23 protein-coding genes and 2 pseudogenes are annotated in these 26,689 nt (G+C 46.4%); 11 read left to right on the top strand and 14 right to left on the bottom strand.

Annotation, left to right across the window (positions count from 1 at the left end; genetic code table 11):
* Positions 1 to 94: 94 nt before the first annotated feature.
* Complete coding sequence (gene tnpC, locus D0A37_RS25665; RefSeq protein WP_242718737.1) at positions 95 to 1,471, top strand: IS66 family transposase; 1,377 nt, start codon at positions 95 to 97, stop codon at positions 1,469 to 1,471.
* A 4-nt stretch (positions 1,472 to 1,475) separates the two neighbouring features.
* Here tnpC and D0A37_RS25660 read toward each other — a convergent pair whose 3' ends face one another.
* From D0A37_RS25660 to D0A37_RS25630, 7 genes and pseudogenes are all read right to left on the bottom strand, one after another.
* A complete protein-coding gene (locus D0A37_RS25660) occupies positions 1,476 to 1,616 on the bottom strand; it encodes a hypothetical protein (RefSeq protein ID WP_242718736.1) in 141 nt (46 codons plus the stop codon).
* Between the two features lie 165 nt (positions 1,617 to 1,781).
* Positions 1,782 to 3,101: a DUF4912 domain-containing protein gene (locus D0A37_RS25655; protein ID WP_242718735.1), complete on the bottom strand. Its 1,320-nt coding sequence runs from the start codon at positions 3,099 to 3,101 to the stop codon at positions 1,782 to 1,784.
* A 32-nt stretch (positions 3,102 to 3,133) separates the two neighbouring features.
* Complete coding sequence (locus D0A37_RS25650) at positions 3,134 to 3,460, bottom strand: hypothetical protein (RefSeq protein WP_242718734.1); 327 nt, start codon at positions 3,458 to 3,460, stop codon at positions 3,134 to 3,136.
* 456 nt (positions 3,461 to 3,916) lie between these two features.
* A pseudogene (locus D0A37_RS25645) lies at positions 3,917 to 4,058 on the bottom strand (ISKra4 family transposase); the annotation flags it as partial.
* Between the two features lie 45 nt (positions 4,059 to 4,103).
* Positions 4,104 to 6,014, bottom strand: coding sequence for a TolC family protein (locus D0A37_RS25640; protein ID WP_242718733.1), 1,911 nt, complete (start codon positions 6,012 to 6,014; stop codon positions 4,104 to 4,106).
* Between the two features lie 53 nt (positions 6,015 to 6,067).
* Entirely contained in the window at positions 6,068 to 7,243 is a 1,176-nt protein-coding gene (locus D0A37_RS25635) for an ABC transporter permease (RefSeq protein WP_242718732.1), read from the bottom strand.
* Between the two features lie 73 nt (positions 7,244 to 7,316).
* The gene (locus tag D0A37_RS25630) at positions 7,317 to 9,029 is read right to left on the bottom strand and encodes an efflux RND transporter periplasmic adaptor subunit (protein ID WP_242718731.1); all 1,713 of its coding nucleotides are present in this window, start codon (positions 9,027 to 9,029) and stop codon (positions 7,317 to 7,319) included.
* A 137-nt stretch (positions 9,030 to 9,166) separates the two neighbouring features.
* Here D0A37_RS25630 and D0A37_RS25625 point away from each other — a divergent pair.
* From D0A37_RS25625 to D0A37_RS29595, 3 genes and pseudogenes are all read left to right on the top strand, one after another.
* A pseudogene (locus D0A37_RS25625) lies at positions 9,167 to 9,331 on the top strand (Uma2 family endonuclease); the annotation flags it as partial.
* Between the two features lie 71 nt (positions 9,332 to 9,402).
* The gene (gene cysS / locus D0A37_RS29600; protein ID WP_445242449.1) at positions 9,403 to 10,374 is read left to right on the top strand and encodes a cysteine--tRNA ligase; all 972 of its coding nucleotides are present in this window, start codon (positions 9,403 to 9,405) and stop codon (positions 10,372 to 10,374) included.
* Positions 10,365 to 10,937, top strand: coding sequence for a DALR domain-containing protein (locus D0A37_RS29595; protein ID WP_445242448.1), 573 nt, complete (start codon positions 10,365 to 10,367; stop codon positions 10,935 to 10,937). The genes cysS and D0A37_RS29595 overlap by 10 nt, the downstream gene beginning before the upstream one ends.
* A gap of 50 nt (positions 10,938 to 10,987) precedes the next feature.
* On the opposite strand, the gene D0A37_RS25615 is transcribed toward D0A37_RS29595, so the two are convergent.
* On the bottom strand, positions 10,988 to 11,179 hold the full coding sequence (locus D0A37_RS25615) for a DUF433 domain-containing protein (RefSeq protein ID WP_242718730.1): 192 nt from the start codon (positions 11,177 to 11,179) through the stop codon (positions 10,988 to 10,990).
* A 113-nt stretch (positions 11,180 to 11,292) separates the two neighbouring features.
* Here D0A37_RS25615 and D0A37_RS25610 point away from each other — a divergent pair, with 113 nt between their 5' ends.
* Positions 11,293 to 11,520, top strand: a complete 228-nt coding sequence (locus tag D0A37_RS25610) for a hypothetical protein (RefSeq protein WP_242718729.1) — start codon at positions 11,293 to 11,295, stop codon at positions 11,518 to 11,520.
* A 320-nt stretch (positions 11,521 to 11,840) separates the two neighbouring features.
* On the opposite strand, the gene D0A37_RS25605 is transcribed toward D0A37_RS25610, so the two are convergent.
* Positions 11,841 to 12,797: an alpha/beta fold hydrolase gene (locus D0A37_RS25605; protein WP_242718728.1), complete on the bottom strand. Its 957-nt coding sequence runs from the start codon at positions 12,795 to 12,797 to the stop codon at positions 11,841 to 11,843.
* A gap of 144 nt (positions 12,798 to 12,941) precedes the next feature.
* Between D0A37_RS25605 and D0A37_RS25600 the strand changes: the two genes are divergently transcribed.
* Positions 12,942 to 14,054, top strand: a complete 1,113-nt coding sequence (locus D0A37_RS25600) for an AI-2E family transporter (protein ID WP_242718727.1) — start codon at positions 12,942 to 12,944, stop codon at positions 14,052 to 14,054.
* A 70-nt stretch (positions 14,055 to 14,124) separates the two neighbouring features.
* On the opposite strand, the gene D0A37_RS25595 is transcribed toward D0A37_RS25600, so the two are convergent.
* The gene (locus D0A37_RS25595) at positions 14,125 to 15,060 is read right to left on the bottom strand and encodes an OmpA family protein (RefSeq protein ID WP_242718726.1); all 936 of its coding nucleotides are present in this window, start codon (positions 15,058 to 15,060) and stop codon (positions 14,125 to 14,127) included.
* A gap of 240 nt (positions 15,061 to 15,300) precedes the next feature.
* On the opposite strand from D0A37_RS25595, the gene D0A37_RS25590 reads away from it, so the two are divergent.
* Complete coding sequence (locus tag D0A37_RS25590; RefSeq protein ID WP_242718725.1) at positions 15,301 to 15,972, top strand: hypothetical protein; 672 nt, start codon at positions 15,301 to 15,303, stop codon at positions 15,970 to 15,972.
* Between the two features lie 5 nt (positions 15,973 to 15,977).
* Positions 15,978 to 18,053, top strand: coding sequence for an abortive infection protein (locus D0A37_RS25585; RefSeq protein WP_242718723.1), 2,076 nt, complete (start codon positions 15,978 to 15,980; stop codon positions 18,051 to 18,053).
* Positions 18,054 to 18,218: 165 nt separating this feature from the next.
* On the opposite strand, the gene D0A37_RS25580 is transcribed toward D0A37_RS25585, so the two are convergent.
* The 4 genes from D0A37_RS25580 to D0A37_RS25565 form a co-directional block, all read right to left on the bottom strand.
* Positions 18,219 to 19,481: a DUF4335 domain-containing protein gene (locus D0A37_RS25580; RefSeq protein WP_242718721.1), complete on the bottom strand. Its 1,263-nt coding sequence runs from the start codon at positions 19,479 to 19,481 to the stop codon at positions 18,219 to 18,221.
* A 3-nt stretch (positions 19,482 to 19,484) separates the two neighbouring features.
* Entirely contained in the window at positions 19,485 to 20,111 is a 627-nt protein-coding gene (locus D0A37_RS25575) for a DUF3038 domain-containing protein (protein WP_242718719.1), read from the bottom strand.
* 287 nt (positions 20,112 to 20,398) lie between these two features.
* Positions 20,399 to 20,926 (bottom strand): hypothetical protein, encoded by a 528-nt coding sequence (locus tag D0A37_RS25570; RefSeq protein WP_242718717.1) that lies wholly within the window; start codon positions 20,924 to 20,926, stop codon positions 20,399 to 20,401.
* A gap of 146 nt (positions 20,927 to 21,072) precedes the next feature.
* Positions 21,073 to 23,277: a cation:proton antiporter gene (locus D0A37_RS25565; RefSeq protein ID WP_242718715.1), complete on the bottom strand. Its 2,205-nt coding sequence runs from the start codon at positions 23,275 to 23,277 to the stop codon at positions 21,073 to 21,075.
* A 435-nt stretch (positions 23,278 to 23,712) separates the two neighbouring features.
* Here D0A37_RS25565 and rpsB point away from each other — a divergent pair, with 435 nt between their 5' ends.
* The 3 genes from rpsB to D0A37_RS25550 all read left to right on the top strand — a co-directional run bounded on the left by rpsB (position 23,713) and on the right by D0A37_RS25550 (position 26,657).
* Entirely contained in the window at positions 23,713 to 24,540 is an 828-nt protein-coding gene (gene rpsB, locus D0A37_RS25560) for a 30S ribosomal protein S2 (protein WP_242718714.1), read from the top strand.
* A gap of 311 nt (positions 24,541 to 24,851) precedes the next feature.
* Positions 24,852 to 25,511: a translation elongation factor Ts gene (gene tsf / locus D0A37_RS25555; RefSeq protein ID WP_242718713.1), complete on the top strand. Its 660-nt coding sequence runs from the start codon at positions 24,852 to 24,854 to the stop codon at positions 25,509 to 25,511.
* A 189-nt stretch (positions 25,512 to 25,700) separates the two neighbouring features.
* Positions 25,701 to 26,657, top strand: a complete 957-nt coding sequence (locus tag D0A37_RS25550) for a hypothetical protein (RefSeq protein ID WP_242718712.1) — start codon at positions 25,701 to 25,703, stop codon at positions 26,655 to 26,657.
* The last annotated feature ends 32 nt before the right edge of the window (positions 26,658 to 26,689 follow it).

The raw sequence follows: 26,689 nt of genomic DNA, 5'->3' as shown, positions 1-26,689 counted from the left end.
TCTCCTAGATAACTAAAACTTCTCTCCTAGATAACTAAAATTGTAATTGCTCAACCCCCTTGACAAGAAGACGAGATAGACATTAGATAAAGGAATGGAAAAACTCCCCGACTTAAAGCAACTATCGAACGAGGCAAAAGAAGCCTTGATAGTAGAGCTATGGCAAGAAATCCAAAAACTTAGCGCAGCATTAGCCACATACGAACCAAAACCAGGCTCATCTCCCACTAAAACTAGCAAAAATTCCAGCACTCAACCATCCAAAGGATTCAAGCCGAACATTAAGCCGTCGAAAATTCAAGGAATAAAAAGACAAAGAAGCCTAGGAAGAGTCGGAGGGGGAAGAGAACTACATCCTCATCCCGACCAAACAATCATCGCCCAAGTCAAAAATTGCCCCCAGTGTGGAGAGAAAGTCACCGCCGCCACCCAAAAATTGCAATCGGTCTACGAAAAAATCGAACTACCCCCAATTCGCCCGATCATCACCCGAATCGAACGTTATGGTGGTCAGTGTGCCTGCTGTCAGGCTGAGTATGTTGCACCTGTACCATTGGGAATGGAACCAGGTTCACCGTTTGGCAGTTCTATTCAAAGCTTAGTTACATATCTGCGTTACACTCATGCCATCAGCTACGAACGGCTATCGTCCATATTTGCATCTGTCTTTGGACTCAAGATTTCAGTTGGAGCAATCGCCAACCTATTAGAGAAAGTCAAAACGAGTTTAGATGACCAAGTAACTCAAATACTTCATCGGTTGCGGCGGGCAAAATTAATTTGTTCAGATGAAACCAGCGCGAGAGTTAATGGACAGAATCAGTGGGAGTGGGTGTTTCAGAACCAAGATGTTTGTTTACACGTCATCCGTCCGAGTCGAGGAACTGGGGTAATTAACGAAGTTCTAGGAGAACATCGTCCTGATATCTGGGTGTCAGACTTATTTAGCGCTCAAAAAAATCACCCCGCACCACAATGGCAAGTGTGTTTGGCTCATCAACTGCGGGATTGCCAATATGCGATTGATGCAGGGGACAGAATTTTTGCCCCAGCGATGAAGAGGTTATTATTAAGGGCTTTGATCATCCATCGGCAACGGGAGAATATGGATGATACTAGACTCTTGAGATATCGAATAAATTTACAGGAAAGATTAACCAAAATTTTGGATTTAGCACCACAGCATCCCGATGGTATACGGTTACGAAAACGTTACGGTGGGCTGATTGACAATTTATTTCTATTTCTGGAAGATGCGACAATTCCACCCACGAATAATAGTAGTGAACAGGCGATTCGGATGAGCGTGATATTTCGCCGTGTGACCAATGGCTTCCGTTCGGAATGGGGGCGAGATTTGTTTGCTGCCGTTCGTTCAGTTGTTAATACTGGCAAGCGTCAGGGTTTAACTGCTTATCAATCTATTCAACAAGCTCTCTCTACTGATGGCTCCCTTTTTTCCCCTAGTTGAGCAATTACCTAAAATTTTCTTCCTTCTCCCTTCTTTTTTCTTCCTTCTTCCTGACATCCGTTACATCCGTTACATCCGTTACATCCGTTACAGAATCCGTTGCCGAACTTCCTTCTTCCTTCTTCCTTCTAAATACAAAAAACACCGCTCCTAAAAACAGGAGAACGGTGTATAGGGGGTGTTATGGGTTGTTGTCTGGGATTAACCTTAACAAATCAGGATCGGCTGAGGCTATGCCTTGTGATGGTTCCCAAATTGGCACAAACCTGCATGAGCGCCCGCCGCTCGATCGACCTTTCTACCTTTGGGATTAGCCCAACCATTCAACAACAGCATCCTGCTTGCTATTGGTGCGCCGTTCTGGGGTTTCGCGGTTGAATTTCAAGTGGATGGCGCGGTTTTGTTCGCCGTCTGCTGCTACTGCAAAAATCGGATAGTCGATTAAGCCGTCTTGGAAGGACATCTGGAAGCGGAAAGTGCCGTCAGCATTGAGTTTAATCGGCTGTCCGCCTACGTAGACGGTAGCGTCCGGTTCGGTGGCACCGTAAACGATCAGTTCGGCATCAGCAACTAACCAGAACTGGCGGGGGCGCATCGGGGCGGCGAAGCCAACTCCCGACATACCAACGCCTGACATACCGAAACCAGACATCGTGAGGCCGGACATACCGACACCCGACATGGTGAGGCCGGACATACCGACACCTGACATGGTGGGAGCCGCCCACATTCCGACACCGGAGGGGAACACGTAGGAACTGAGAGCTTGTTCGTGGATGCCGACTTGCTGCACCGAACCGCCGACGTGCTGCATGGAACCGAAGACTGAACCCGCTACCCGCAGGGATTCGGCAGATTCTGCCATGCCGAAGATTTGTTCGTAGATAGCATTTTCGGTGCTGAAACCGAAGCCATTGGATGCTTGTGCCATTTTCTTGGCCGGAGGAACCAGTTCGACGAAGGTTTTGCCTTGCAACTCTTCTTCCCAATCGAGGGTGATGAATTGATCTTCAATCCAGTCGCTAGGATAGACGGGAGGAACGCGGACTTGGGCCGATCGAGCTAATACCAGCCAGCGGCCATCTGCACAGCGGTAGCCGATGTCGATCGCGTAGTCCCGATCGCTCACGGGGATTGGCACGTACCATTCCCGCGCCAGTTCGTCGCAGGGATATTCTTGAATGCTGTGCGGGCTTTGGGTTTCGAGGTTAACATCTGTAACGTCGTAGATCCGCAGGGCGAGTTGCTGTCCTCCTTGGCGACGCAATTCTTCTTTGCGAGCGTTGGGAATATCCCAGTAAGTGTAGGCCCATTCTGGGTCGCGGGGCATTAAAACAACCCGGCTTTCGCCGTAGCCGTTAGGCAAATCTGCTAAACCTTCATCTACAGATGACAAAGAACCGCCGGTTCTATCTTCTTGACCGAGTTCAAACTTTGCTGCTTCCACTGCTTCTTGTGCCTCTAGTTTGCGAGATGGACTGTATGAAAATTTGGTGCGCTGAATTTCTTGAATGGATGCCAGAAGTTGCGATTTCCGCATCCGGCTGTAGCGAGAGACTCCACATTCGCTAGCAACTCTGCGGAGTTGTCGCAAAGTCATCTCTTCTAATGGTGGGCGTTCTTTTGCCATGAGTTTGTTCTCCACTAATTTGGGATGGCGGGTTAGATTTTTCCTTTCAACACAAATGTGTTGACTTTTTGAGTTAGAAACTCTTTTAAATGCAAATACGATCGAGCTTCCAAATCTCTCCAACCTTTGAAGCCTTGATTGTTTTTAGCTTGTCTTGTCCCCAATGCGATCGAGGGTTGTGACTTCTTGGCTTCGGCGCGCACCGTCCGATAAATAAAACTTTTCTGTCGATTCTTGATTGACAAGATCGATTTTGTGAGTGCGATCGGTGCTGCTAGCAACGCTGTGCTTGCAGCACACGCGCTATTCGACTCCCAGGGCTGCTTAATCCAAGCATTTCTTTGGGATCGTTTTGTCATGACTCAATGTTGCAGACAACTTGCGATCGGGTCAAGGGGTCTTTTCCCTCAATTATGGGTACTTATACGCATTTTCGTGATTTTGGGGATCAATATGTCAGGGAATCTTGACATTCGGGAGATTTGGGGGATCGGTATTGAAGCAAATGTCAGGATTTGATGACAAATTGGGAGAGGGGGCTTTTGATGGGTATGGAGGGTGGGGGCGATCGTTTAGAATGGATATGTCTTTGCGAATATGACAAAGTGGAAGACTTTCTCTATAATCCAATACGCTTGGGTTAGTGCTAAAAAACAGATCGTGCGTAGGTTGGGCCCGTGGAACGAACCCTCCGTTTCACTCCGCCCAACATTTTCGCTACAATTTTTCTTAACTGAACCGTATTGCTCTATAATCCTTCTAACAAGAAGGCTTCGCGGGAGCATCCCGATTTTGCAAAATTATTAAACTGCAAATTAACCATTCAAGTAGGCACAACGCAGTTGTAACATTTGCGAAACACTTTCAGATTTCTACTGTGAAGAATGAAATTTTTAGCCTTGTACCTATCTGCTTGACGGCTGATTCTACCGCTCCCGATCCGATGGAGGCTGGTTGGAATTACTGACAAGTCTCATTCAATCCGATAACAACTAACTAACATCATTCTTCATTTTCAATCCTCACCTGCCAAGTATCCAAAGTAGTACCTATTATTTTATCAAGATTTGTCAAAGCATTAAAATAGGCAATTCTCGCATTAAGTTCTGCATTTCTAGCCTCTATTAAATAATTCTGAAAATTCACAATATCGATACTCCGAGGACTTCCCACTCCCAATCTTCTTTTGTCTAGCTCTATTTCTAATTGCTTTTGCGCTAACTCCCTTGACCTTTGAGCTAGTTCTACTTGCTTAAGATTCAAATTTATATCTCGAATTGCATTTCTGACCTCAACTTCCAGCTTTTGATTGTACTCCTTTAAAATATTCTCAGCTTGTAATAGCTTAACACGACTATTCTGAAAATTTCGCTCAATTCCTCTATTTCCAAATTCGCGAGTCAAAACCAGTCCCGCTCTCAAATCCGAGCTGCTGTCTGAAAGATTAGTAGCATTATTATTATAACTTGCATTTACATCCAATTGCCATTTTCGATTATTTTCCGCTACGAGCAATTGATATTTAGCGATTTCCCGGTCGAGCTGTACTTGTAAATAATCAGGACTATTTGACAGAGCTAATGGTAGAATATTAGAGAAATCCAGAGGGTTAGTCTGTACAGTAGCAGCTTCTCTTGCTGTTATATTAAGATTGCGATCGAGGTCTAGAACTTGCAGCAGTGCTAATCTTGCCTTCTTCAGTTGCTCCTCACTAGCTAATACTGTCACTTCCCGATCTGCCACAGCTTTTTCACTTGTAAAAATCTCAACTTTTGCTACGCTTCCTGCCTCAATCAAAACCTGATTAATCTCCAATTGCTGACGGGCACTTTCCAGAGAACTTTGTGAAATTTTAACTTGTTCCTGAGCCTTAATCAACTCTCGATAGGTTAAAATTACTGAAGTAATTGTCTCAATTAGCCTCGATTTCAAACTCAGAATATTTCTTTTTTCACTCAGGCGAGCAATCTCAATTGGTGCTCGATTGACAGCAACTCCAGCTCCCCTTAACAGAGGTTGGGTAAAATTTAACGTGAGATTTGGACTTAAAGAACCTTCACTATTAATGCCAAAACCATTCGCATCTTGTCCTTGTTTACTACTCCAAACAAAACTTATATTCCCTCCTGTGGGAATTTTGACACTCACCTGGGCCGATAAATCGACTTCGCCAGTAGTGGCGGCTCTTCCCCCATTCCTCCAACGAATTGATGACACGGATAGTCTCGGTGTAAAACTAGGGACAAATAAGCCTTCTGCTACGGCTAAATCTTGTTTTTGGACGATGCGTTCGAGGTATTGATTTTTGATATCTCTGTTGTTTTCTAAGCCTAAAAATACAACTTCTTGGAGTGTCAGTTCAACCCCTAATTCATCCGCTATAGATTGCTGTTTAATAGTTGGATTTTGGGTATTTTCAGGTATTGATTCTGCTGTTATTTCTGGATTTGGTGGAACTTCAGAAATTACTATTGATTCTGGTGGGACAGGTTTCTTTTGAGTAGATTTTGTTAATACTTCGGAATTGGGAATTGGGGATTGGGAATGGGAAATTGGTGAGTGTTTGATTTTACTTGTGGGATTTTTGCCTGGGAATTGAGGAATAACTATTCTCTGGTTGGTAGTTGGCGTTTCTCTCTGATTTTGGGGTTTAATGAGCGCCTGATTTTGCGGTAGATTTTGGATGTGTGGGAGATGTTTTTTAGTGGTAAGTGGCAGAATTTTGGGCGGGATCGCAGATTTAGAGCTAACATCAGTTTTGACTGTTGAACTAGACTTAAAAGCAACAGCAAATATCGCCAATAGCCCACAGCTTGCAACCATAACTAGGCTAAAACGAAATATCCAAGGAATCTCGTAGCGAGCAGGGGAATCGCTATTTGGGAGATAATCTTCGTGCGGTTGCTCAGTCATGCTAACTCCAGTGATTTCTGCAAGTAATTCTATGGCGATTTCCTACGGGATGACTACCCTTGACGCAGCGCTTTAACAGGATCGAGTTGACTAGCTCGCAGAGCCGGGAAAAATCCAGCTCCTACACCCACCGCTAATGCCGCTCCTAGAGCCAAAGCTGCTGTGTTGCTGTCAAATTTATAAGGCAACTTAAAAACATCCGCAACCACCACCGTTAACCCGTGTACCGTCACAATAGCAGCAATTCCCCCCGCTAAACTCAGAATCACTGCTTCTAGAATAAACTGCAACAATATATCTCTCTGAGTAGCCCCGATCGCACGTCTCAAACCAATTTCTGGGGTACGTTCCATCACCGCCGCGATCGTAATATTAGCAATACCAACCCCTCCCACCAATAGCGAAATTACCCCCACTGCCAATAGTCCCTGTGAAGCAAGTTCCAGAATTTCCTGCTCCTCCAAAATTTTTCTAACATTGTTCCCAGTATAAACCTCTGCCTGGGGAAAGCGCTGCTTCAAAACCTTTTTTGCCTGCTTTTCCATCCCTTTAATATCTTTGAGATTGTAAGGACGCACCGAAATTGAGTTAATTCTCTGGCTCCCTGTTATAGCCTTGTAAACCGACATCGACACCAACATTTCACCTGTTGGTTTGCCAAAAGAACCTTGCTTGCTCTCCATCACGCCGACAATAATGTAAGGTCTGCGAGCAGCATAAATCCGTTTACCTACAGGTTCCGCGTCACCTTTAAAAAGTTTTGTGGCTAGCAATTCATCGATTACCACTACTGGTCGATAGTCAGCAAAATCAGTAGGCGAAAAAAACCGTCCCCCCATTAACTGCCGCCCCGATGTCAGCAAATAGTCCTGAGAAACGGCAATCATCTCTGGTTCTGCTTCTTCAGCCTGAAATACAACTTTGCCGCCCTCTAAATAGAACCCATTTGATGCGCTAATCGCCTGAACTCCTTTCAGCCTTTGCCGCAAAAATTCCATATCTTCTAATTTCAAGCTTGTGTCACCCCACATAAAGATTCGCACTTGAGGCGCTTCTCGCTCAGCTAATTGTTCAGCAATCACCGCGCGGCTAATGTTGCCAACTTGCAACGTTGCGCTTACCGCAGCTACACCCATAAAAACTCCAACTGTAGTTAGGGCAGATCGCAAAAGATTGCCACTTAGGGAAATGCAAGTAAGGCGGAGGAGGTCTAAAGGAGAAAGGCTCATAAGTAATTAAAAATCAAAAATCAACATTTCGTACATTAATAAAATTAGCTAATTTGAGCCTACTCTTTAATTTTTATTCCAGATCGTCACCCTCTGTTTTTTCTTTCTTTTTAGTTGTTTTTTCTTCCTGAATAGGAGTTCCTGGCTTTAAGGAAGGTTCAGGAGGGGGTATCACAACACTGTCACCTGGCCGCAAACCAGAAGTTATTTCTACCTGTGTCAATCCTTCTAAACCTAATGTAACTGACCGTTTCTGGGCTTTGCCTTGACTGTCACGAATCCACACAAAAGGCTTAGAGTCCGATCGCACAATTACCTCTGTATTTAAAACTACTACCTTCTGGCGCTGCTGCAAAATTATCTCCACATTCACTTGACTCCCTGGAATCAAAGTCCGGGTTGGAGCATCGAGTCTTACCGTTGCAGGAACCGTTGGTTGACTGCCTTGATTAGAGTCGTCATTTCCTTTACTATCACCACTTTTAGCAAGAATATACAAGCTTTCTACTTTTCCTGAAAACTGCTTAGGATTGGGGCCAATAATGCTGATACGGACGGACTGCTTCGGTCTAACTTTAGCAGCATTGAGGGTAGAAAGCTGTAGTTTTACCAGTTCTTGTGAAGGGTCGCCTAATGTCAAAAGCTCTGTTCCCCGCGTCACTCCGTCGCCATTTTTAACTTGAATATTAAGTACCTTGCCATCAATAGATGCAGTCACCATATTGTTTTTTAGTTCCTGTTCTTTTTCTCGGTACTCAAGCAGAGAGCTTTGGAGACTGCGGCTATTTGTAGCAACATCTAACTGAGCTTGTCGCACTACTGACTCAGCAGCGATCGCTTTTTCCTGAAGTTCTTGCTCTTTATCTTGTCGCTGAATTTGCCGACTTTTGAGGTCGAGCAAATCGGTGTTGATTTGAGACTGTTCCTCTCGTAAACTGACTTTAGCCTTGCGAACTTCGTCTTCTTGGGAGCGCACGTTATCTGCCGGAATATAACCTCTTTCAAATAATGCTTTTTGCTCGGTAAGTTTCCGCTCAGCAGCAGCCAAAACCACCTCAGCGTCAACAACTTTTTGGCGATTATTTGCTAAGGCAATTTCCTGTTTTTTAATTTCTAATAAATCGTTATTTTGCCCGGATTTATAATTTTGAAGTCTCCCTTGGGCGATACTGAGCTTGTCCTGGGCTGCGACAAGTTTTTGGCGTAAGCTTTCTAGAGTGAGTTTTTCTTTTTGAATCACCAACTCTTGCTTGCTGAGAATTGTTTGTTTTTGGGGGTTACGAAGAGTGATTAAGTTCTGACCAGATGTGATATTTTGCCCGATTTTTACTAACACTTCATCAACAGTAGCATCAACGGGAGATTTAAGAGTTTGTTGACCAGCCAATTCAATAGTGCCGCTTTCATTAATCGTATCTTCAATATCGCCAAGTTTGACGGGTATCAAGCGCACTCCTATGGGTTCGGGAGGTCGATTTTGATATAACCCGTAGGCAAATAAGCCGCCGCCGATGCCTAGAGTGAGAAAACTAGACCACAGTAGCCATTTGACTCCTGTTTTGAAACTATTGTTTTCTTTATATTTCACTGTCAACTCCTCCCCTACAAACTGTAAATAACTGTTAAGCGTGCGCGATCGCCCTTTAACCGTTTTAATTACTGTTTGGATAAAAAAATGGCAACTTTGGGGCTGAGATATTCTAGCATCTGTTGACGTACTACTTTCTCTCTTCCCTTCTAAGGTCGCTATTTCTTCTGAATCTGTATTGCGTTCTAAGTCTGACAACCTGGAACCATTGCGAGAAAAAATGTGGGAATATAGCCTTTCTCAGTAACATGAGGTGCTCTTGGGGATTGGGCATCGGGCCTAAAAGCATGGGGCATCGAACTAGCCCGTGTATTTCACTTTCTTGAGAACCGCTATACATCGCAAATGGAGCCATTTTGGGATGGTTAATCGATCGCAAAAACCAGAAAGTTGAGATATACAGACAAAATCAGGATGTGGAAATATTAGATAATCCCAGCACTTTGTCAGGGGAAGATGTCTTACCGGGATTTGTCTTAGATTTAACAGATGTTTGGTAATGACACCGAAAGATTCACCAACCGCAATATAATAAATTAGAGCAGTACATCAATCCCAAATCTCAAATCCCATGCCCCTAACGCTTTACAACCGCTTGACCCGTCGCGAATCACCTTTTGAACCCCTCGAACCAGGAAAGGTGCGGATGTACTGCTGCGGCGTTACGGTATACGATTACTGCCACGTAGGCCACGCCCGCGCTTACATTGTGTGGGACATGGTGCGGCGTTATCTGATGTGGCGGGGATACGATGTGCGCTACGTGCAGAATTTTACAGATATTGACGACAAAATTCTCGATCGCGCCCGCGAAACCAATTCCACAATGGAAGCCGTGGCGGAACGCTTCATCGATGAATATTTCGTAGATATGGACAAGCTGAATATTCTCCGGGCCGATGAATATCCCCGCGCCACCCATACAATCGACGGCATTAAACGGCTGATTCACGAATTAGAAAATAAAGGTTATGCCTATGCTTCCGGCGGCGACGTTTACTACAACGTGAGGCAATTTGCCGATTACGGAAAACTTTCCGGCCGCAAGTTGGAAGAAATGCAAGCCGGGGCTAGCGGTAGATTGGAAACCGCAGAAATAGAAGCTCAAAAAAAGCAAGATTACTCTGATTTTGCCCTGTGGAAAAGCGCTAAACCCGGTGAACCTGCTTGGGATTCATCTTGGGGAAAAGGTCGCCCCGGATGGCACATCGAATGTTCGGCTATGGTGCGGGATTGCTTGGGCGAAACTATTGACATTCACTGCGGCGGTTCCGATTTAACTTTCCCCCACCATGAGAATGAAATTGCTCAATCTGAAGCCGCGACGGGCAAGTCCCTTGCTAATTATTGGATGCACAATGCTTTTGTGACTGTCAACGGCAAAAAGATGTCGAAATCTTTGCACAATTTTATTACAATTCGCGATTTGTTGGATGGGAATTGGTCGGGTGATTTGGAATCTAACCCCCCCAGCCCCCCCTTGGTAAGGGGGGGAGTAAGAATGAAAGCGAGAAGTCAAAAGCGGTGGAACCGATGGCGGTGAGGCTGTTTGTGTTGATGGCGCAGTATCGCAGTCAAATTGATTTTACCGAAGAGGCGATCGCTAGCGCTCGAAATGGCTGGAATACCATCAATGAAGGTTTGCTGTTTGGCCTCCGGTACGGTTCTCAACTGAGTTGGGACGTTGAGAAAACTGGACAGGATAGCAAAGCTGTGCACGAATTTCAATCAGCGATGGATCATGATTTCAATACTCCCGGCGCTGTGACGGTTTTGTTTGAATTGGCTAAGGAATTGGCCAAAGAAGGCAATGTTTTAGTGCATCAAGGCAAAACAGAAACTTCACCGGATTTGTTGCAGCAAAAATGGGTGACTTTGGTGAGTTTGGCCGAGGTTTTGGGTTTAGAAGTTCAGCCGGAAGGTGACAGCAATAATGCTGTTGACGGTTTGAGTGATGGGGAGATTGAGGCGATGATTCAGCAGCGGAAAGATGCCCGGAAAGCTAGGGATTTTGCTGAGGGCGATCGCATTCGCAACGAACTTAAGGATAATGGGATTACTTTGATCGATCAAAAGGATGGTACAACCATCTGGCATCGGGGTTGAAACTAAATTCATAGTCTGCGGAGGCAGACTTTGTTGGACAAGAAGCGGTTTCAACCGCCGAATTCTAAACACGCTCTAATGTCTTCCTCCGTCAACTCTGGAAAATCGTCCAGAATTTCTGCCTGAGACATTCCCGCAGCCAGCCAACCCAACACATCATACACGGTAATTCGCATTCGCCTGATGCAAGGCTTTCCACCGCGTTTACCTGGTTCGCTCGTAATGATGTTGCGATCGCTCATGACAAGACCTAGTTTAGTGCATTTTTCTTGAAGTTTAGCCTAGTCTTGGAAGAAGCGATACAATTTACTAAACTTCGCAAGTTGTTCAACCTTAGAGGTAATAGCGTAGCTCTATGAATACCCTCGACCAAGTGCTAGAAACTGCTTTGCAACTGTCCTACGAACAGCAGGAAATGCTGATAAAAATCCTGCAAAACCGTCACCGCGATAGTATCCGCGCCGAAATAGCTGCGGATGCTCAACAAACCTTAGCTGATTTCCGTAAAGGCAAATTCCGACAGCAGTCAGCCGAGGATGTTATTTCAACATTACGCCAGTCTTTGGACGAGCCCGAAACATGAGACCACTGGTTCTGACTCCCAAATTCAAACGAGCATTCCGCAAGTTTGTGAAACGAAATCCTGACCTCCAGCGACGTATTGAAGACTCTCTTCAACAAATGGAAGCAGATGTATTTTTTCCCAACCTAGGTACTCATAAACTAGGTGGCCAACTTGATGGTCTTCAGTCCTGCTCTTGCGGCTATAATTGTCGGATTGTGTTCTCGATTGAAGAGGATACAGAAACAAATAGTGAAGTCATTGTTTTACTCGACATCGGGACACATGATGAGGTCTATTAACTGTGTCAGTTATTATTAGATAATAACTCACAAATAGATTTAATTTTTATTTAACTTATCCACAAACTCCGCAACAGCAGCGACAAATTCTGCGGTGGATTCATAGGGCAAAACATTGCGCCCCGGCATTAATAAACCTTCTGCATTGGGAAAATGGGCTAAATATTGCGCTAATCTTTCATCCGGTTTCTCTTCCTTACCCGCTTGACTGATGCTTGAGGCTTTTTCTCCCATCACAATCAGTGCGGGTCGATCGAACTTTTGAATCGTACCGCTATAATCCTGGCGCCAAAACCCCGCTAAAAACGAGAAAACCGCGTGTCGGCTGTCAGGATTTGCCGCCCCCGCCTGCAAAGCATCCAACCATTCGCTGTCAACTTTTGCCGCATCGCCAAACAGTTGTTTCACTGAAAAAGAACGCAAAAACTCAGCGCGTCTGGCGTAGCGATAAAAAGCATTTCCCAAGGGAGAATTTAACAAATTCCAGACAATTCTTTGCTGTCTTTCTGTCGAATGTTTGTTCATCACAGCCCAAGCGGGAGGCCCTGCGAGAACTAAGCCACGAATTAAATTTGAGCCGCTTTCCTGCTGCCTTTTTGCTAAAGCCAAGGCTACACATAGTAAAGCACCTTGTACGAGGACGATCGCAGGTTTTTTGACTACAGTTTCCAAGAAATATTGCAACTGTGCGGCCCAATCGTCAGGATAGCAAGCCACAGCCGGCATTTCGCAATCGCCGCAGCCCAAAAGGTCGGGATTGTAAATCGGATTAGTGTTCCCTGCTTGGTACCAACTCTCACAAAATCTATGCCAAAAGATTCTTGACAAACCAACTCCTATCGGATGAATTAATAACAAAGGAATGCTATCTTCTGTCGCAGTAGTTGGGTTATAAACATCATAAGCACAGCGATAGTTTTGCCATTCGTAAAACAGCGTTGGTGATTTTATAGACGACATGGTGGAGAAATCTTGGGTTGAATATTGCGGTTGCATATTATTTTTTTGTGCCGATGTTACTTTTTATTATAATATGAGTAGGTGCGAGTTTTACCCGACATATATGTGGTAACTGACAAGATAGATAAACCCGCCCTGCGGGAGGACATAAGCGCGAATACAAACCTTTATTACTTAATCATGTCAGAACAGCGGATAACTATTTCTTTACCTAACTTGCTGCTAATTGTAGCATCGTCATTGCTCCTAGTGCTGCTGTGGCAATTGCGGAGCTTGCTAGTAATTCTAATGATATCAGTCGTGCTGGCTGCATCGATCGTCCCGATCGTTAATTGGGCCCAAACGATGCGCGTTCCCCGCTGGCTGGCGGTGATTATGGTTTATTTAACTCTCATCGGCGGATTTAGCGGGACGGTAGTGTTAATCGGGCCCACGGTAATCGAACAAATAGAGTTACTGCTGCGACAGCTACCACTGTATGTTGAAAGTTTGCGAACTGTGGCAACTAATGTATTGAGTCGCCTAACCGACGATGCCCCAACCTTGGTGGGTCAGTTGGTGGACACTCAATCGCTGACTAATTGGTTGATTCGATCGAGCCAACAACTGGTTTTGCGATCGTACAGTTTAACGAGAGGCATTCTAGGCGGGGTCTTCAGCTTAGTTTTAGCATTATTTATTTCAGGTTACATGGTTGCGGACAGCGACACCTTAATCAAAAGTTTGGTGCAGTTTTTCCCAAAACCTTGGGATGCAAAATTAGCCGCACAAGCCGCGCCAATCGGTCAAAGAATGGGGAGTTATATTCGCGGGCGAGTCTTAGTTTCGGGCATTTTAGGGATATTTATTACCACAGGTTTGAGCGTTTTGGGAATGCCGGAATTTGCTTTAGGCTTGGGTGCGATCGCAGGTGTTACCAACTTGATTCCCTTCATCGGCCCCGTGTTAGGAGCAGTACCCGCATTAATCGTAGCATTAGCTAAAGGTGGCTGGGTACTTGTGTGGGTCTTGCTGTTATTTGTAATCATCCAGAATTTAGAAACTTACGTACTCGATCCTTTGCTGGTTGGTTCATCGGTTGGTGTGCATCCTTTATATCAATTGCTGTCTGTATTGGGAGGCGTTCAAGTATTGGGAATTATCGGAGCTGTAATTGTACCGCCTTGGTTTGCGGGAGTGGCAGCTTTGATTGAGAACTTGTATTTAAAACCGAAGCTGAGGAGTGAACATCGAGAGGCAATAGATCGGGCTAAGAATAATTCTGACTTGCCGCCTGTTACACCGTCGGCGTGACACTAACTACCTCCTAGACAATTCAAGAGAGTATCGACAAGTTCGCCGACAAAAGACTAAAGAGTAAAAACTAAGGATTAATTGCCACTTCAATGCGACGGTTGCGCTGGCGATTAGCATCAGAACTATTATCCACCGAAGGGCGACTTTCCCCATAGCCGATCGCCACCCAATGATACTTCTGACCGAGTACACCCGACAAATACTGCACCACCGCCTGAGCCCGCGCAAACGACACATTGCGATTATCCGCCGCTTCCCCGGCGTCGTCAGTGTGGCCACCCACCCGCACTGTCGCCCCCTCGTGATTACGCAACTCCGCCACCAAATTGTCCAAAATCGCACTTGTTCCCGCGCGCAAAGAAATGCTGCCAGTATCAAACAAAACATCGCTGGGCAGAGTCACCATCAGCCCATCCCCCGCAAACACCGGATTATTGGCATTCTGTGGCGCAGTATTCACCGTTTCAGGGTTCAGACTGGGGCTGCTGCCGATCGCCGGTAAAGCAGGGGCAAGACTTGCCGCCGTTTCCGGCGTCGCCAATTCGCGCGACATCAACTGCAAACGCTTTTCCAAAGTTTCCGTTGGCCGGCTGCTGCCCAACTGACTCTCCAAAGCCGCCGTGCGACCAATCAGCGCGTTGAGTTCGCCCTGCAACTGTCTCAAATCCGACTGCAATTTCTCTCTCTGGGCAGGACTGACTTTTGACTGGGGAGTCGGTGTAGCGGTTGGTGGCGGGAGCGCCGGAATTGGCGTTGCTGGGGCGCGTTTCGGGCGGGAGGTCAAATTTTGAGTTACACGCACCAATCTCTCTGCCAGCGGCATTTCCGTCGCGCCTGACGGATAAACTTGAGCGATCGCCATCCCCAAAACCCACGCAAAACCGCTGCCTACCCCCAGCAGCAGCAGTCGAAAAATTAGCGACAGTACAAGCAAACCTTTTCCCCGCGAGTTGGATACGCGAGTCGGGGGAATGGAAGGTTTTTGGTTAAAAGATCGCGTCATATTTCATCCCTCTCGGTGTACATACCAGATTAATTTCGATACTATCTTACCTATCCGATTTGAAATTTGAGATTTTAGATTTGAGATTTGTCCTCCAATCTCAAATCTAAAAAAGAAACCCGGTTTCTATAAATCTGGGGTTTGGTGGCGAAGCATCGAGGCAGAAACCGGGTTTCTAGTCCGTTGCCTGCAAGCCTGAATCTGTTGGATAATTCAGTAAAACTTTTGGAAAAAAAACCGATGACTGACCCTTTAAATAGCCCTTATCCCGTTCCTTGGGAATGGATTAGTGCCACTCATGCTAAAGTGAGCTCCACTGCAGGCACAGGTCTGCGCTACTATCGCAGTCCATCCCTAGTTTCAACTAACGGCCAATACGCAGCTTACAGTCGAATTGAGTTGCAAGTGCAGCCGGAATTCTCCCAGTGTCGGGTTAGCAGCGTCATGTTTGTGGAAAATCTCAAAACCGGCGAACTGCAAACAGTGGCTGCTGCTTCGCCACTGGCGGAAAGTGGGATGTATGGTAGCGAGGATACAGATATGTCCGGGACGATCGCCATTTTAGTGCCTGTTTCTTGGAATCAAGACGGTTCCCGCGTTCTCGCCCGTGAATTTGAAGCACTTTTCAACTCTTCCGATATGTCCGACTACGGTGTCATTTGGGACAAAAATGATAATTACACTTATACCGTTGCTCCGGCTCGCAGTCTTTACACTCATGCGGTATTGTTGGGTTGGAGTCAAGTTTGTCCCGGACAAGTTCTGTTCCGCGCCGGCAATTTGGGCGATCGATCTTGGCCTCTTTGTGCAGTGGATATGACAGGCCAAACGGTAGCTGTCAGCGAGGACAAACCCCTAGTTTTCGGCAGTCAAGCCAGCACCGACTGGATCGAACCTAAAACTCGTTTTTAGATATTATGGCATTTTCTGCGATCGCGCCAACCATTTTTTTACTGTCAGGTCAGGTTTTCAACCAATTCATTTTGACTCTGGGGATGATAATTTTAGCTGTTGTTTTCGGTTTAACAGCTTTTATTTTTATGCGCCTTTTTGTCACTTGGTTGCAGGCGAAATTAGAAAAAAATAGCCGATTATTTAGACGCTCGCTCAAAATCAAGAATGACAGCTCATCGGTTCATATTTCAGAACCTGAAAAGGTTTTTTTAGAACCTGTCTTCGTAGAAACTGACCCCAAGTTAACTGCTTCATTTTTGGGAGACAAAAACGATATTTCCGAAGTGCTTGAGCCGCAGGTAATCTGCGAAAATTCAGCAGCGGTTGCCTATCTGTACAAGCCGATCGCTCTTTGGCACGGGCGCTTAATTTTGCCCTCACACGAACAGCGCCAGCCTTACGGGACAGTGTTTTTTGAAGTAATAAATGCCCCCAAAAAGTATAAAAATTTTATTGGCAAAACAGTATTTTTGAAATGGAGTACAAATCGGGAAGTACAGTTTTTTGTCCACGCAGTCAGTCAAGATATAAACTTTACACAAGAAACTAAAAAAAGTCAAAAATCTGGCAATATCCATCCAGATAGATTGAACGGCTGGCGAAATGTCGGCCCTTTAGAAACTCTAGCAGGCAGCAGACTCGAAGACAGCCTGACTGTGATGCTACGCAGGCCTGTGATTGCGATTAATTATAGCAGCAGCGATCGCCAGGAACTCACGATCGATCGCGAGCCAGTACAAATTATGGGACGTTTGTGCGCCTTAGTATCAATTTTACAGCGAAAAGAACCCGACAGCGACAAATTTATTGTCCGCCATTTCAACAAAACATCTCAACAATTTGACGGCGCCGCTGAAATCATTCGGATTCCGCAAGTACAGCCAGACAAAAATGGCGTAGCGAGGTCTACCAATCACCTGATCGAACAATCCCCATTAAATCCAGACGGCTGGTACATTTATGGCGAAAGAGACGAAGACAGTATATTTGTAGTACAGGCAATCGAACCCCGCAAAATTGCCCAATTAACACCAGATGAAACATATTTCGGACTGAAAAAATCTCTCGCTTATTTAAGCAACAAAAATTGGGAAAATACACCAGCACAAAAAGGGCAAGCAAAAAGAATATTGTTAACCCCAAATGATGCTACAGAAAACGCTTCCATCTCTCCTTGGCAAGAAGGAGATATCGGGATAGTGCTTCACAGTTTCGGCGGTATCGGCGGCAAAAAAGGGGAACGGCCACCGCTGGGAATTGTCACCGGACATTTTGCTTTGGGAGTAGCAAAAGTAGTGCGCGATCGCTTTACCAGCGAACTGCGTTTTGACATAGAATACAAACAAGTTTACGCCCACAATCCCGACGGAATTGTCGCAGGTTCCAGCAAATGGCAAAGTTACATGGGAGACTTGCAACGCGGCTGGTTGGGCGATCGCCCGGTTTGCGATATCATCTGTAAATTAGACTGCGTGTGTTGCGACTACGATTTTGACGGCATCACCTTGTCGCCTTTAACCGAATTAAACCAGCAACTAGATATCATGATGGCCCGCTACCGCAGCGGAGACGGCACCGGCGCAAGTTTAGTCACCCCAGCAACTTCTTGCGTCCAAGATTCAAGTCAGGCAATTTACGCGACAATTAAAAAAATTACTTCCGAAATAGAGTCAAATCCTCAGATTCAAGACTGGTTGAAAACACATCCCACCGACGCACAAACCCAAAGGTTTCACCAGTTAGTAGCTTTAGGAGAGAGTTTAGAAAAAGTATTAATGCCCCTCGGCATTGTCCGTCCAGATTGGCGGAAAAATGCAAGATTGGCGGGGATTGATGCGGAACTGAAAAAAACCTTTTTTGTCGGTATAGTGAACCTGATAAAAGCTGCTATTAGTTACCGAACAATGCTACCCAGGCGCACCCAAGATGAAATAGCCAAAATTTTCTTAAAACAGGGAGCATTTTTGTGGATAATTCGCACAAATCAAGTTGGAGGATTTGACCCAAACATTGAGCCAATCGCACCAACAGGGCTTTGAATCATATCAAATCCGGGTTAGAAACCCCCTTGATAAGACTCGGCGGTTGAAACCAATCCTACACTAACTTTAGTCCTAGCAGAGAAGGACTAAAGAATAAAAGGGGTATGTAAACCGGATTTGGTATCAGTCAACAGTCAACAGTTAACAGTCAACAATCAACCATTACCAAGGACTGACTTGAACAGTGCCGCCTGGTGCCAAAACTACGCGGAAATCAGCCAGCGGTTCCGCCGATGACCTGGTGCCAACCGGTTGGTAAAGCAACTCCGACAACGGCGTTTCGGATCGATCGACTGCTGCCGAATTCTCGGGTTTGTAACCGACAATTGCCCCGTCTTGGGCCACACTCACCCGATAAACCAACTCCGCATCAACCGGAGGCTGATTTTTCACAACTCCGTCAACTTGCTGGGAAAGTTGGCCCCTCAACAGCTCAATTTGCCCTGGATCGGTAATTGGCACGGCTGCTGCCTCAGGGCTTGCCAAACCTTCAGCAACAGGGCTGGGCGTGCTTTCGGGCGAAGTATTCGACTGCGGTGTGGCGCTAGGTGAATCGTCCAACTGCGGTGTGAGGCTAGGTGAAGCGTCCGACTCCGGCGCGGCCAACGGTGAAGCGTCCGACTCCGGTGTGGGGCTAGGTGAAGCGTCCGACTCCGGCGCGGGGATAGGAGTCGGCGAAGTCGATTCAGCGTTGGGAGTTTGACCCCCTGGCAGCAAACCGTCAGCAGGGGGCGTGGGATTGGGATTAGGCGAACCCGATCCGCCCGGATTCGGCGTCCCCTGATTCTGGCCCGCTGGATTGGGCTGCGGCACCGGATCTCTCTGGCGCTGGACTTCGGGGACTGGTACCAAGAAAAATGCCATCGCCGCCAAAGCCAAACTCGACACTCCCACGACAGCAGGTAAAGTCCGCTTCGCCAAAGGTTCGGCCGACTTGACGTAACGCTTGGAAATTGGGGTTAATTGCAGCGACAATTCCGGCAGCGTCTGCGTGTCAGCAAAAAACTGATCGATCGCCTCTACCAAGTCAAATAGCTGTACCGTCGTCAAATCAACTTTTGCCGACAGTTCTGTTTTTTGATCGATTTGGGTTGCGCTGCCTGTGGAGGCGGGTAGAACGGTCAACCGATGCACGTTCCCGTCAATTCTGTGTAACTGCACCATACCCACATTCGGGCCGTAGCGATCGGGATAATGCACTCCGCTCATAAATTCTTGAGCGTAGCTGCTGACGACCCTCACCAAGCTTTCAAAAAACTCCCGTCCCCCGCTTAGGGGCTCGCCAAGACCGGTCAAATAGCATTCAGCGCTCATTAATATAGAAAGCACCGGTCGTATATCTAACTGGCTGGCTGCCGATCCATCGCTCAACCCTTCTAGAACTAGGGTGCAATTTGGCAGACTGTACTGACGCCTAATAGTCATTTTTTATTCAACTTCTCCATCAAACAGGCTAACCCAGAAGCGCTGCATTCCGGCTGTGCCTGTACAAAATAGCAGTTTGCTCAACAAGTTCAAAGCTAGTTCGTTGAGCTTGTCGTCGGAATCGTAAGCTGCAACTAGCGATCGCTTGGGGTTCATGCGCGATCGAAAGTGAGCTCGAAAACGTTCTAAATACTCGGCCAGCGGCAGGTTCTGGTTGAGGGGGATATTTCTCGCTCGCAACTGCTGCGAGTCTAGCAGCAACTGCCGAATTGTCGCGGTTAACTTGCGCGCCATATTACAGGCGATCGCCACCAGCGCTTTTGCCTCCACCATGGTAAGGGAGCGGCGCTGCGTGTAGCGTCTCAGCGGGTTAGTATTACGCATCAGCCAAAGGGCAACCCGATTTTTGATAATTGATTGCAATTCCAGGTCCTTTGACACTGCCAGCATTTCTTCCGCACCTCCGAGATACAAGGCTTCGATCGCCAGCAACATCAAGTCAATTTGCAATCTGGCTCGGCGGGGACATCCCCCATCGGAGGGCGACAAGTCTGGCAAACTGTCTAAAATTAACGGGTTTGACTGGGTAAGCGAAGTTTCTGACGGCATTAAGATCACGGCAACATCCATTCCAAACAAACTATACGGGCACGGGGGGTCTTGAGCAAGACAAATTCTCAACCAAGGACTCTTCTGGGATACTTTATTTTTATCATTAACTTTTAGGTATATTTTCAATTTAGCAGTAACCGACCGTCGTGGGCGAGTTCCGGCGGCGGGAGTTAGATCGCCCACTCCCCCACCCCCGCCCCGCTTTGTGATTCCTTGCTTCCCGACGGGAGAAGGGCCGAGTCGGAAAGCGACAAAGAATTACCCATTTCCCATTTCTTATTCTCTATTGGGATCGATCAATGTTCCTACTTCTGGGGTTGCACCGCCGCTTCTCTTGGAGCCGTAAAATCAGTAGCCGCCGCCCCATCAGTAAGACTAATTTTTCCCTTGAGGCTTTCTTGCTCGATAATTCCGCGCATTTTAACAGAACTGTTTTGACCGGTTGCTGTGGAGTCGCTGCAACCAGCTAAATTAGGAACCGCACCCGACAAGTTCAATCCTTGAGTTTCCCACTTACCAAGTAGAGAAGCTTTCCCTTGAGCTGTTTTTTCCCTGCCCTCCCTGCTGCCCGATCGCAAATTACCGCTCAAATAAACACCCGATTGCTCAATTGTCAATACCAAAACATCAGATTTCAGACATTCGGGCAAATTATTAGGATCGAAGCGATAATTTCCCGCAAGTGCCGGAGGAGCGTTTAAATTTGTTTCGCCATAAGCAGTTACTACTTTAAACAGCAGTGAAGCTGAGCCGATCGCAATCCCGTAAAAGGCCAGCGATTTGAGGCTTAAATGATTCATCATCTTGGTAATTAATAATTGGGCATTGGGCATTGGGCATTGGGCATTGGTTATTGGTACTAACTCACCCATAACCAATAACCAATAACTAATAACAACTGCCAACAGTCAACAGTCAACAGTCAACAGTCAACAGTCAACAGTCAACAGTCAACAATCAACAGTCAACAGTCAACTGACTACCTTTGAGGAAGTACCGATGCCAAGTGCGATCGCACTCTAACGTAACAGCGCGCAATCAGCAGCGAAGAATGACACTGCACAGCCAATTCATCAGTATACTGTCCCAAAGTTTGGCGCTCAATTCCCCACTCCCGACTCGTACCCGCAATAGTCAAATCAGCCTTAGCAGAAGCCGCCACCACTGCTTGAATTGGCTCAGCAGCCTCCACAATCGGAGTTTCAATGCGCGATCGTACATCAACCGGTAACTGATCCATCACTCGCTGAAACTCATAACTCAGAGCATTTTCAGCTTCCCCGTCAACCGCCACCCGCAGCACCGTCAAACGGCGTTCCTCGCTATTAACTAACAGTCTCAACGCCAATTCTAACCCCAAATCATCGTGAATGTTTGCCGCGTGAGGTACTAACAAGTTATTCAATTTTTCCCGGCCTCTGTCTACAAAAATTGCTACATCCACCTTAGCGTTGCTGAGAATTTGACCGACACGTCCTCCCAAACGGTTGCTGCTAAAAGTAGGTCTGTGCCAACCTACTACAATCAAATCCGCGCAATCTATTTCCGCAATTTGTGCCGTCTCCCTGGCTACATCCTTAGTAATCCGAATGATGGGATGTACGAATTTTCGCGCCTCCGGCAGTTCCAAACTCTCAATCAATTCTGATAATTTCGAGCGACGTTCTTGAATAATGCGATCGGCTTCTGCAGGCGTGCTTTCAAAAGCATAGTCATCATTTAATTCTATCAAACTCAGAGGATGAACCGCCGCCGACTGTAAATCGTCACCACCCATACCAGCCGCCGGCTGCGCTAGCGCTAACGCTAGTCGCAGTAAACCTTTCTGCGTGCTGGGATTGGCAACCGGTACTAAAATTCGATAAGTTGGCAGTAATTTGCTAGCAGTTTCTTCGCTGCTGTCAGCAAATTCTGAACCTTCTAATTCTGAATACCCCGGGTTAACTTCTGAAATATCTAATCTAATTAACCGTTTTGGATAAGTCCACTCCAACAGCGGCGAAGTCATAAAAGTTGTCACTAAAGTCATGATGACTAACATCGTAAATAGCAGCGGGGAAATCACCCCCAAGGAAAGACCGATATTCAGCACAATTAGTTCAGTCAAACCACGAGTATTCATCAGCCATCCCAGGGCTGAAGCTTCGCGGTTGCTGATGCCACAGACTCTAGCTGCAACGTAAGTGCCGAGGTATTTGCCGACAATTGCCACTCCTAAAACTGCGGCGCACAGCAGCCACAATTCGGGAGTGTTGAGCAAGCCGATTTGAGTCCGCAACCCGCTATAAGCAAAAAATATAGGCAGCAGAAATATTAGTACAAAGTCTTCGGTTTTTTCGGCTAATTCTCTGGTTAATCCAGCATTTTTAGGCATTGCAGCACCCAGCAGAAATGCACCGAAAATTAAATGAATGCCGATCCATTCACTAATTAAGGCAGAAGCTACAACTCCCATGTAAATGCCGGAGAGCAATAACTGTGTTAATCTGCCAGTGCGGTTGTACTGTTTGGAAAGTCGCTGCAAGAACCAGCGGACTAAAGTCAGCATGAAACTGATGTAAATTAAAGATGCAATAATTGTCGGCAAAGCACCGAGCATCGAATTAGTACGAGTAACTGCGATCGCCACCGCTAACAAACACCACGCCGTTACGCCATTTACCGCAGCGCAAGTCAAGGCCAGCGTCCCCAATTTTGTATTCTGTAAGTTGTTCTCTGTAATAATTCTTGCCAGCACCGGAAAGGCCGTAATTGACATCGCAGCGCCCAAAAACAAAGCAAAGGCGGTAAAGGAAACGCTATTATTTGAAAGGATGGGGTACAGCAGCAGCGCTAGCAAGCTTCCCAGGGAAAACGGCACTAGAATGCTGACGTGGGAAGTGAAAATCGCTATATCTAAATTGCTTTTTAGATACTTGGGATTCAGTTCCAAACCAATTAAAAACATGAAAAATATTAGCCCCACCTCAGAGAGCACGTTGAGGAAGGGAACGGCTTCGGCTGGAAAAAGTGCTGTTGCTAAATCAGGTGCAACTAAGCCAAATAGAGAAGGCCCAAGCATAATTCCTGCTAGAATTTCTCCAATGACTTGAGGTTGTTTGATCGCTCGAAATCCTAAACCTACAAGTCTCGAAAGTGCGAGGACAATTAGAACTTCAAGCAGGACGAGAATGGGTATGGGCATGACGTTTTTAGCTTTGGGATTTTTGCGGATCGAGATGGCAGTGTACTAAAGCTGACTCAATTGCCGATCGAAAAAAATCGATACCAGCTCGATCGAAGGTAAAAGGCACCAGAGGCGCACCAACAAAGCCATTCTCTCACAAGCCAACAAAGGCTTTGGCAACCTCCCACCGGCATTTTTCGTTTGTAAGAAGCGCTTGTGAGTAACTTTAACCGCAGCGTGTACACCCCGCACCCAACCCGCGCACTAAATCTCACCTCCGGGTGCCAAGCCAACCCTACGGATATCAGATTGTCAGAAAAAGTAGCGCGCGCTGTGATAAACTAGAAAAGTTGTTTAAATTCGCACATCCGGGTTTTCGGGTGTTTCGAGGGTGCAAACCTTCAGAAATACGACCGGGTGGAGGATTAACCCGAATCAGGAGTTAAAAATACAATGCCAGTAGTCAGTTTGGCTCAAATGTTAGAGTCAGGGGTTCACTTCGGACACCAAACCCGCCGGTGGAACCCGAAAATGTCTCCCTACATTTTTACAGAGCGCAACGGGGTTCACATCATCGACCTCGTGCAAACCGCTCAGCTTATGGAAGACGCCTACGAGTACATGAGAGTGGCCTCAGAAAAAGGCAAAAAGTTTTTGTTCGTGGGTACGAAGCGGCAAGCTGCCGGGATTGTAGCCCAAGAAGCTCAACGCTGCGGTGCTTATTATGTCAACCAGCGCTGGCTGGGGGGAATGCTCACCAACTGGACGACTATTAAGTCCCGCGTGGAGCGCCTCAAGGATTTGGAGCGCCGCGAGGAAATCGGCGCCCTCGATTTGCTGCCGAAAAAAGAAGCTTCGGTGCTGCGCCGAGAAATGGTCAAACTCCAGAAATATCTGGGCGGGATTAAATCTATGCGGAAGATTCCCGACGGAGTGGTGCTGGTAGACCAACGCCGCGAGTATAATGCGGTGTTGGAATGCCAAAAGTTGGGAATTCCCATCGTCTCTCTGTTGGACACCAACTGCGACCCGGATTTGGTTGACATTGCGATTCCGGCGAATGACGATGCTATTCGATCGATCAAGCTGATTGTCGGCAAGTTGGCTGATGCCATCTACGAAGGTCGTCACGGTCAGCAGGGCGGCGACTCTGAGGAAGACTACGACTACGAAGGTGGCTACGAAGGCGCTGAATATGATGTCGAAATCGAAGAATTGGATGACCCCAATTATGTAGATCCCGACGAAGCAGACGCTGAAGGCGAAGAAACCGAGAGCTAGTATTGCCCTCGGAATCTGACACCAGGAAATTAAAAATTAAAGATTGAAAACTAAAAATAATCATTATTTTTAGTTGGATATTTTTAATTTTTAATTGTACATGGCACGAGTCTAAGTCATTAGTAGACTTCTGGCAAAAGCATTCATTGTACCTGTAGCGCCAGAATTAATTCTGGCGCTACAGGTACAAAGTGCGCCCTAATGTAGACTGGGTATTTTTTCACTCTTGTCTAATCATTAACATTAAGATTAGTGACTAATGACTGATGACTAATGACTAATAATTAATTTTGATTGGGAACTTAAAGAAGATGGCGGACATATCTGCAAAACTTGTTAAAGAACTGCGCGACAAAACCAGCGCGGGCATGATGGACTGCAAAAAAGCCCTCCTTGAAAACAATGGCGATATCGAAACATCCATTGAGTGGCTGCGGAAAAAAGGTCTGGCTTCGGCAGGTAAAAAAGGTGGACGAGTTGCCTCAGAAGGTATAGTAGGCAGCTACATTCACACGGGCGGCCGCGTGGGAGTGTTGGTGGAAGTTAACTGCGAAACAGATTTTGTCGCCCGCCGCGAAGATTTCCAAGCTTTGGTGCGGAATATTGCGATGCAAATTGCAGCTTGCCCGAATGTGGAATACGTGAAAGTTGAAGATATTCCCGCCGAAATTGTCGAAAGAGAAAAGGCAATTGAAATGGAGAAGGACGACTTGGGCAACAAGCCGGCCAACATCAAAGAAAAGATTGTTCAAGGGCGGATTGAGAAGCGCCTGAAAGAGTTATCTTTGATGGATCAGCCTTTTATTAGAGATCAGAATATCTCGGTGGAAGAGTTGGTGAAACAAACGATCGCCCAAATTGGAGAAAATGTCCAAGTGCGCCGCTTCGTGCGTTTTGTCTTGGGCGAAGGCATTGAAAAGGTAGAAGCTAACTTTGCCGATGAAGTGGCAGCCCAAATGGGTGCTCAATAATCCCAAATTAAGATTAAAAATTAAAAATTAAAAATGTAAAACCTAGATTTTTTGCATTTTTAATTTTTAATTTTTACAGGACTTATGGACAGAGTATATTTGTAGGGTGTGCACTGCACACCTTACTACTACAGATAGCGTAAGAATTTAAAACTTGCGTAAGTATTATTTTAATTTTATACGAGAGATATGGTGCGACCAAGAGAGCGAATAGAGCAAGATTTGGCAGGACTCGAAGAGGCTTTAGCAGCCTTGAAGTTGGAGTTTAGCAATACCTACGAAGGTTATTTAAATGCGTTGGGACAAGCGGTGCGGCAGCAGTTAATTTTGGCTTGCTATCACCTTTGCACTCAAGCAGTACCCGAGTCGTTTCTCAAGTTGTCCATCGAGGGGCGGCAAAAAATGCAGCAGTCTGTAAGGCGTTTGGCTGCGGCGTCGGAGGAAAAATTGCGATCGCTGGTGAGTGAATCAGGAGCAGATGAAGAAATAGAGGAAGAAAAAGAAGAGGAAGCAGAGGAAGCAGACGAAGCAGAGGAAGAGGAAGAGGAAGACGAAGCAGAGGAAGAGGAAGAGGAAGACGAAGCAGAGGAAGAGGAAGACGAAGCAGACGACAAGGAAAAAAACCAAGTTTCCGCCATTAACTATCTATTTTCATTGGCAAATTACCAATTGCCAAATGCCAATTCCCCGGAAAGTTTGGCACGCTGGCAAAATAGTATTGAAAAGTCGATCGTCCATATACTCAAACTGCTTTCTCGCGACACCAACCGCTTGCTACAACAGTCGGGAATCTTGCCGAGTCAATTGCCAGAACCTGTTCTAGAAGCTGCTTCTCAAGCAGAATTGTCCGGCGATAGCGTTGCGGGGCCACCTAACTTATTAAACATAATCATCGAAACCGATGCCTCATCAGCATCGCGAAAATTGGCAGAAACCTTGGGTAGTAGGGCGCTGCAGATTACAGCGATTAAACTGCGGCTGTCGGAAATAGAGTTTGCCGATGCGGGAACCTCGGCTTGGCGCCAGCAAATTCGCAACCTCTCTGTAAAGTTGAACTCGCTGGGCCGCGATTACCAGAAAAAGCAACGGGAACTCGCTGTGGTGGAGGCTGAGTCGGCTTGGCGATCGAGTTGGTTTGAAGATTAATCAGTTGTCAATTGACAGTTGTCAGTTGACAG

It is taken from the genome of Microcoleus vaginatus HSN003, assembly GCF_022701255.1.
Taxonomy (GTDB): domain Bacteria; phylum Cyanobacteriota; class Cyanobacteriia; order Cyanobacteriales; family Microcoleaceae; genus Microcoleus; species Microcoleus vaginatus_B.
Note: the sequence above shows the minus strand (reverse complement) of the source record. Positions and strands in the feature narration are given on the sequence as shown.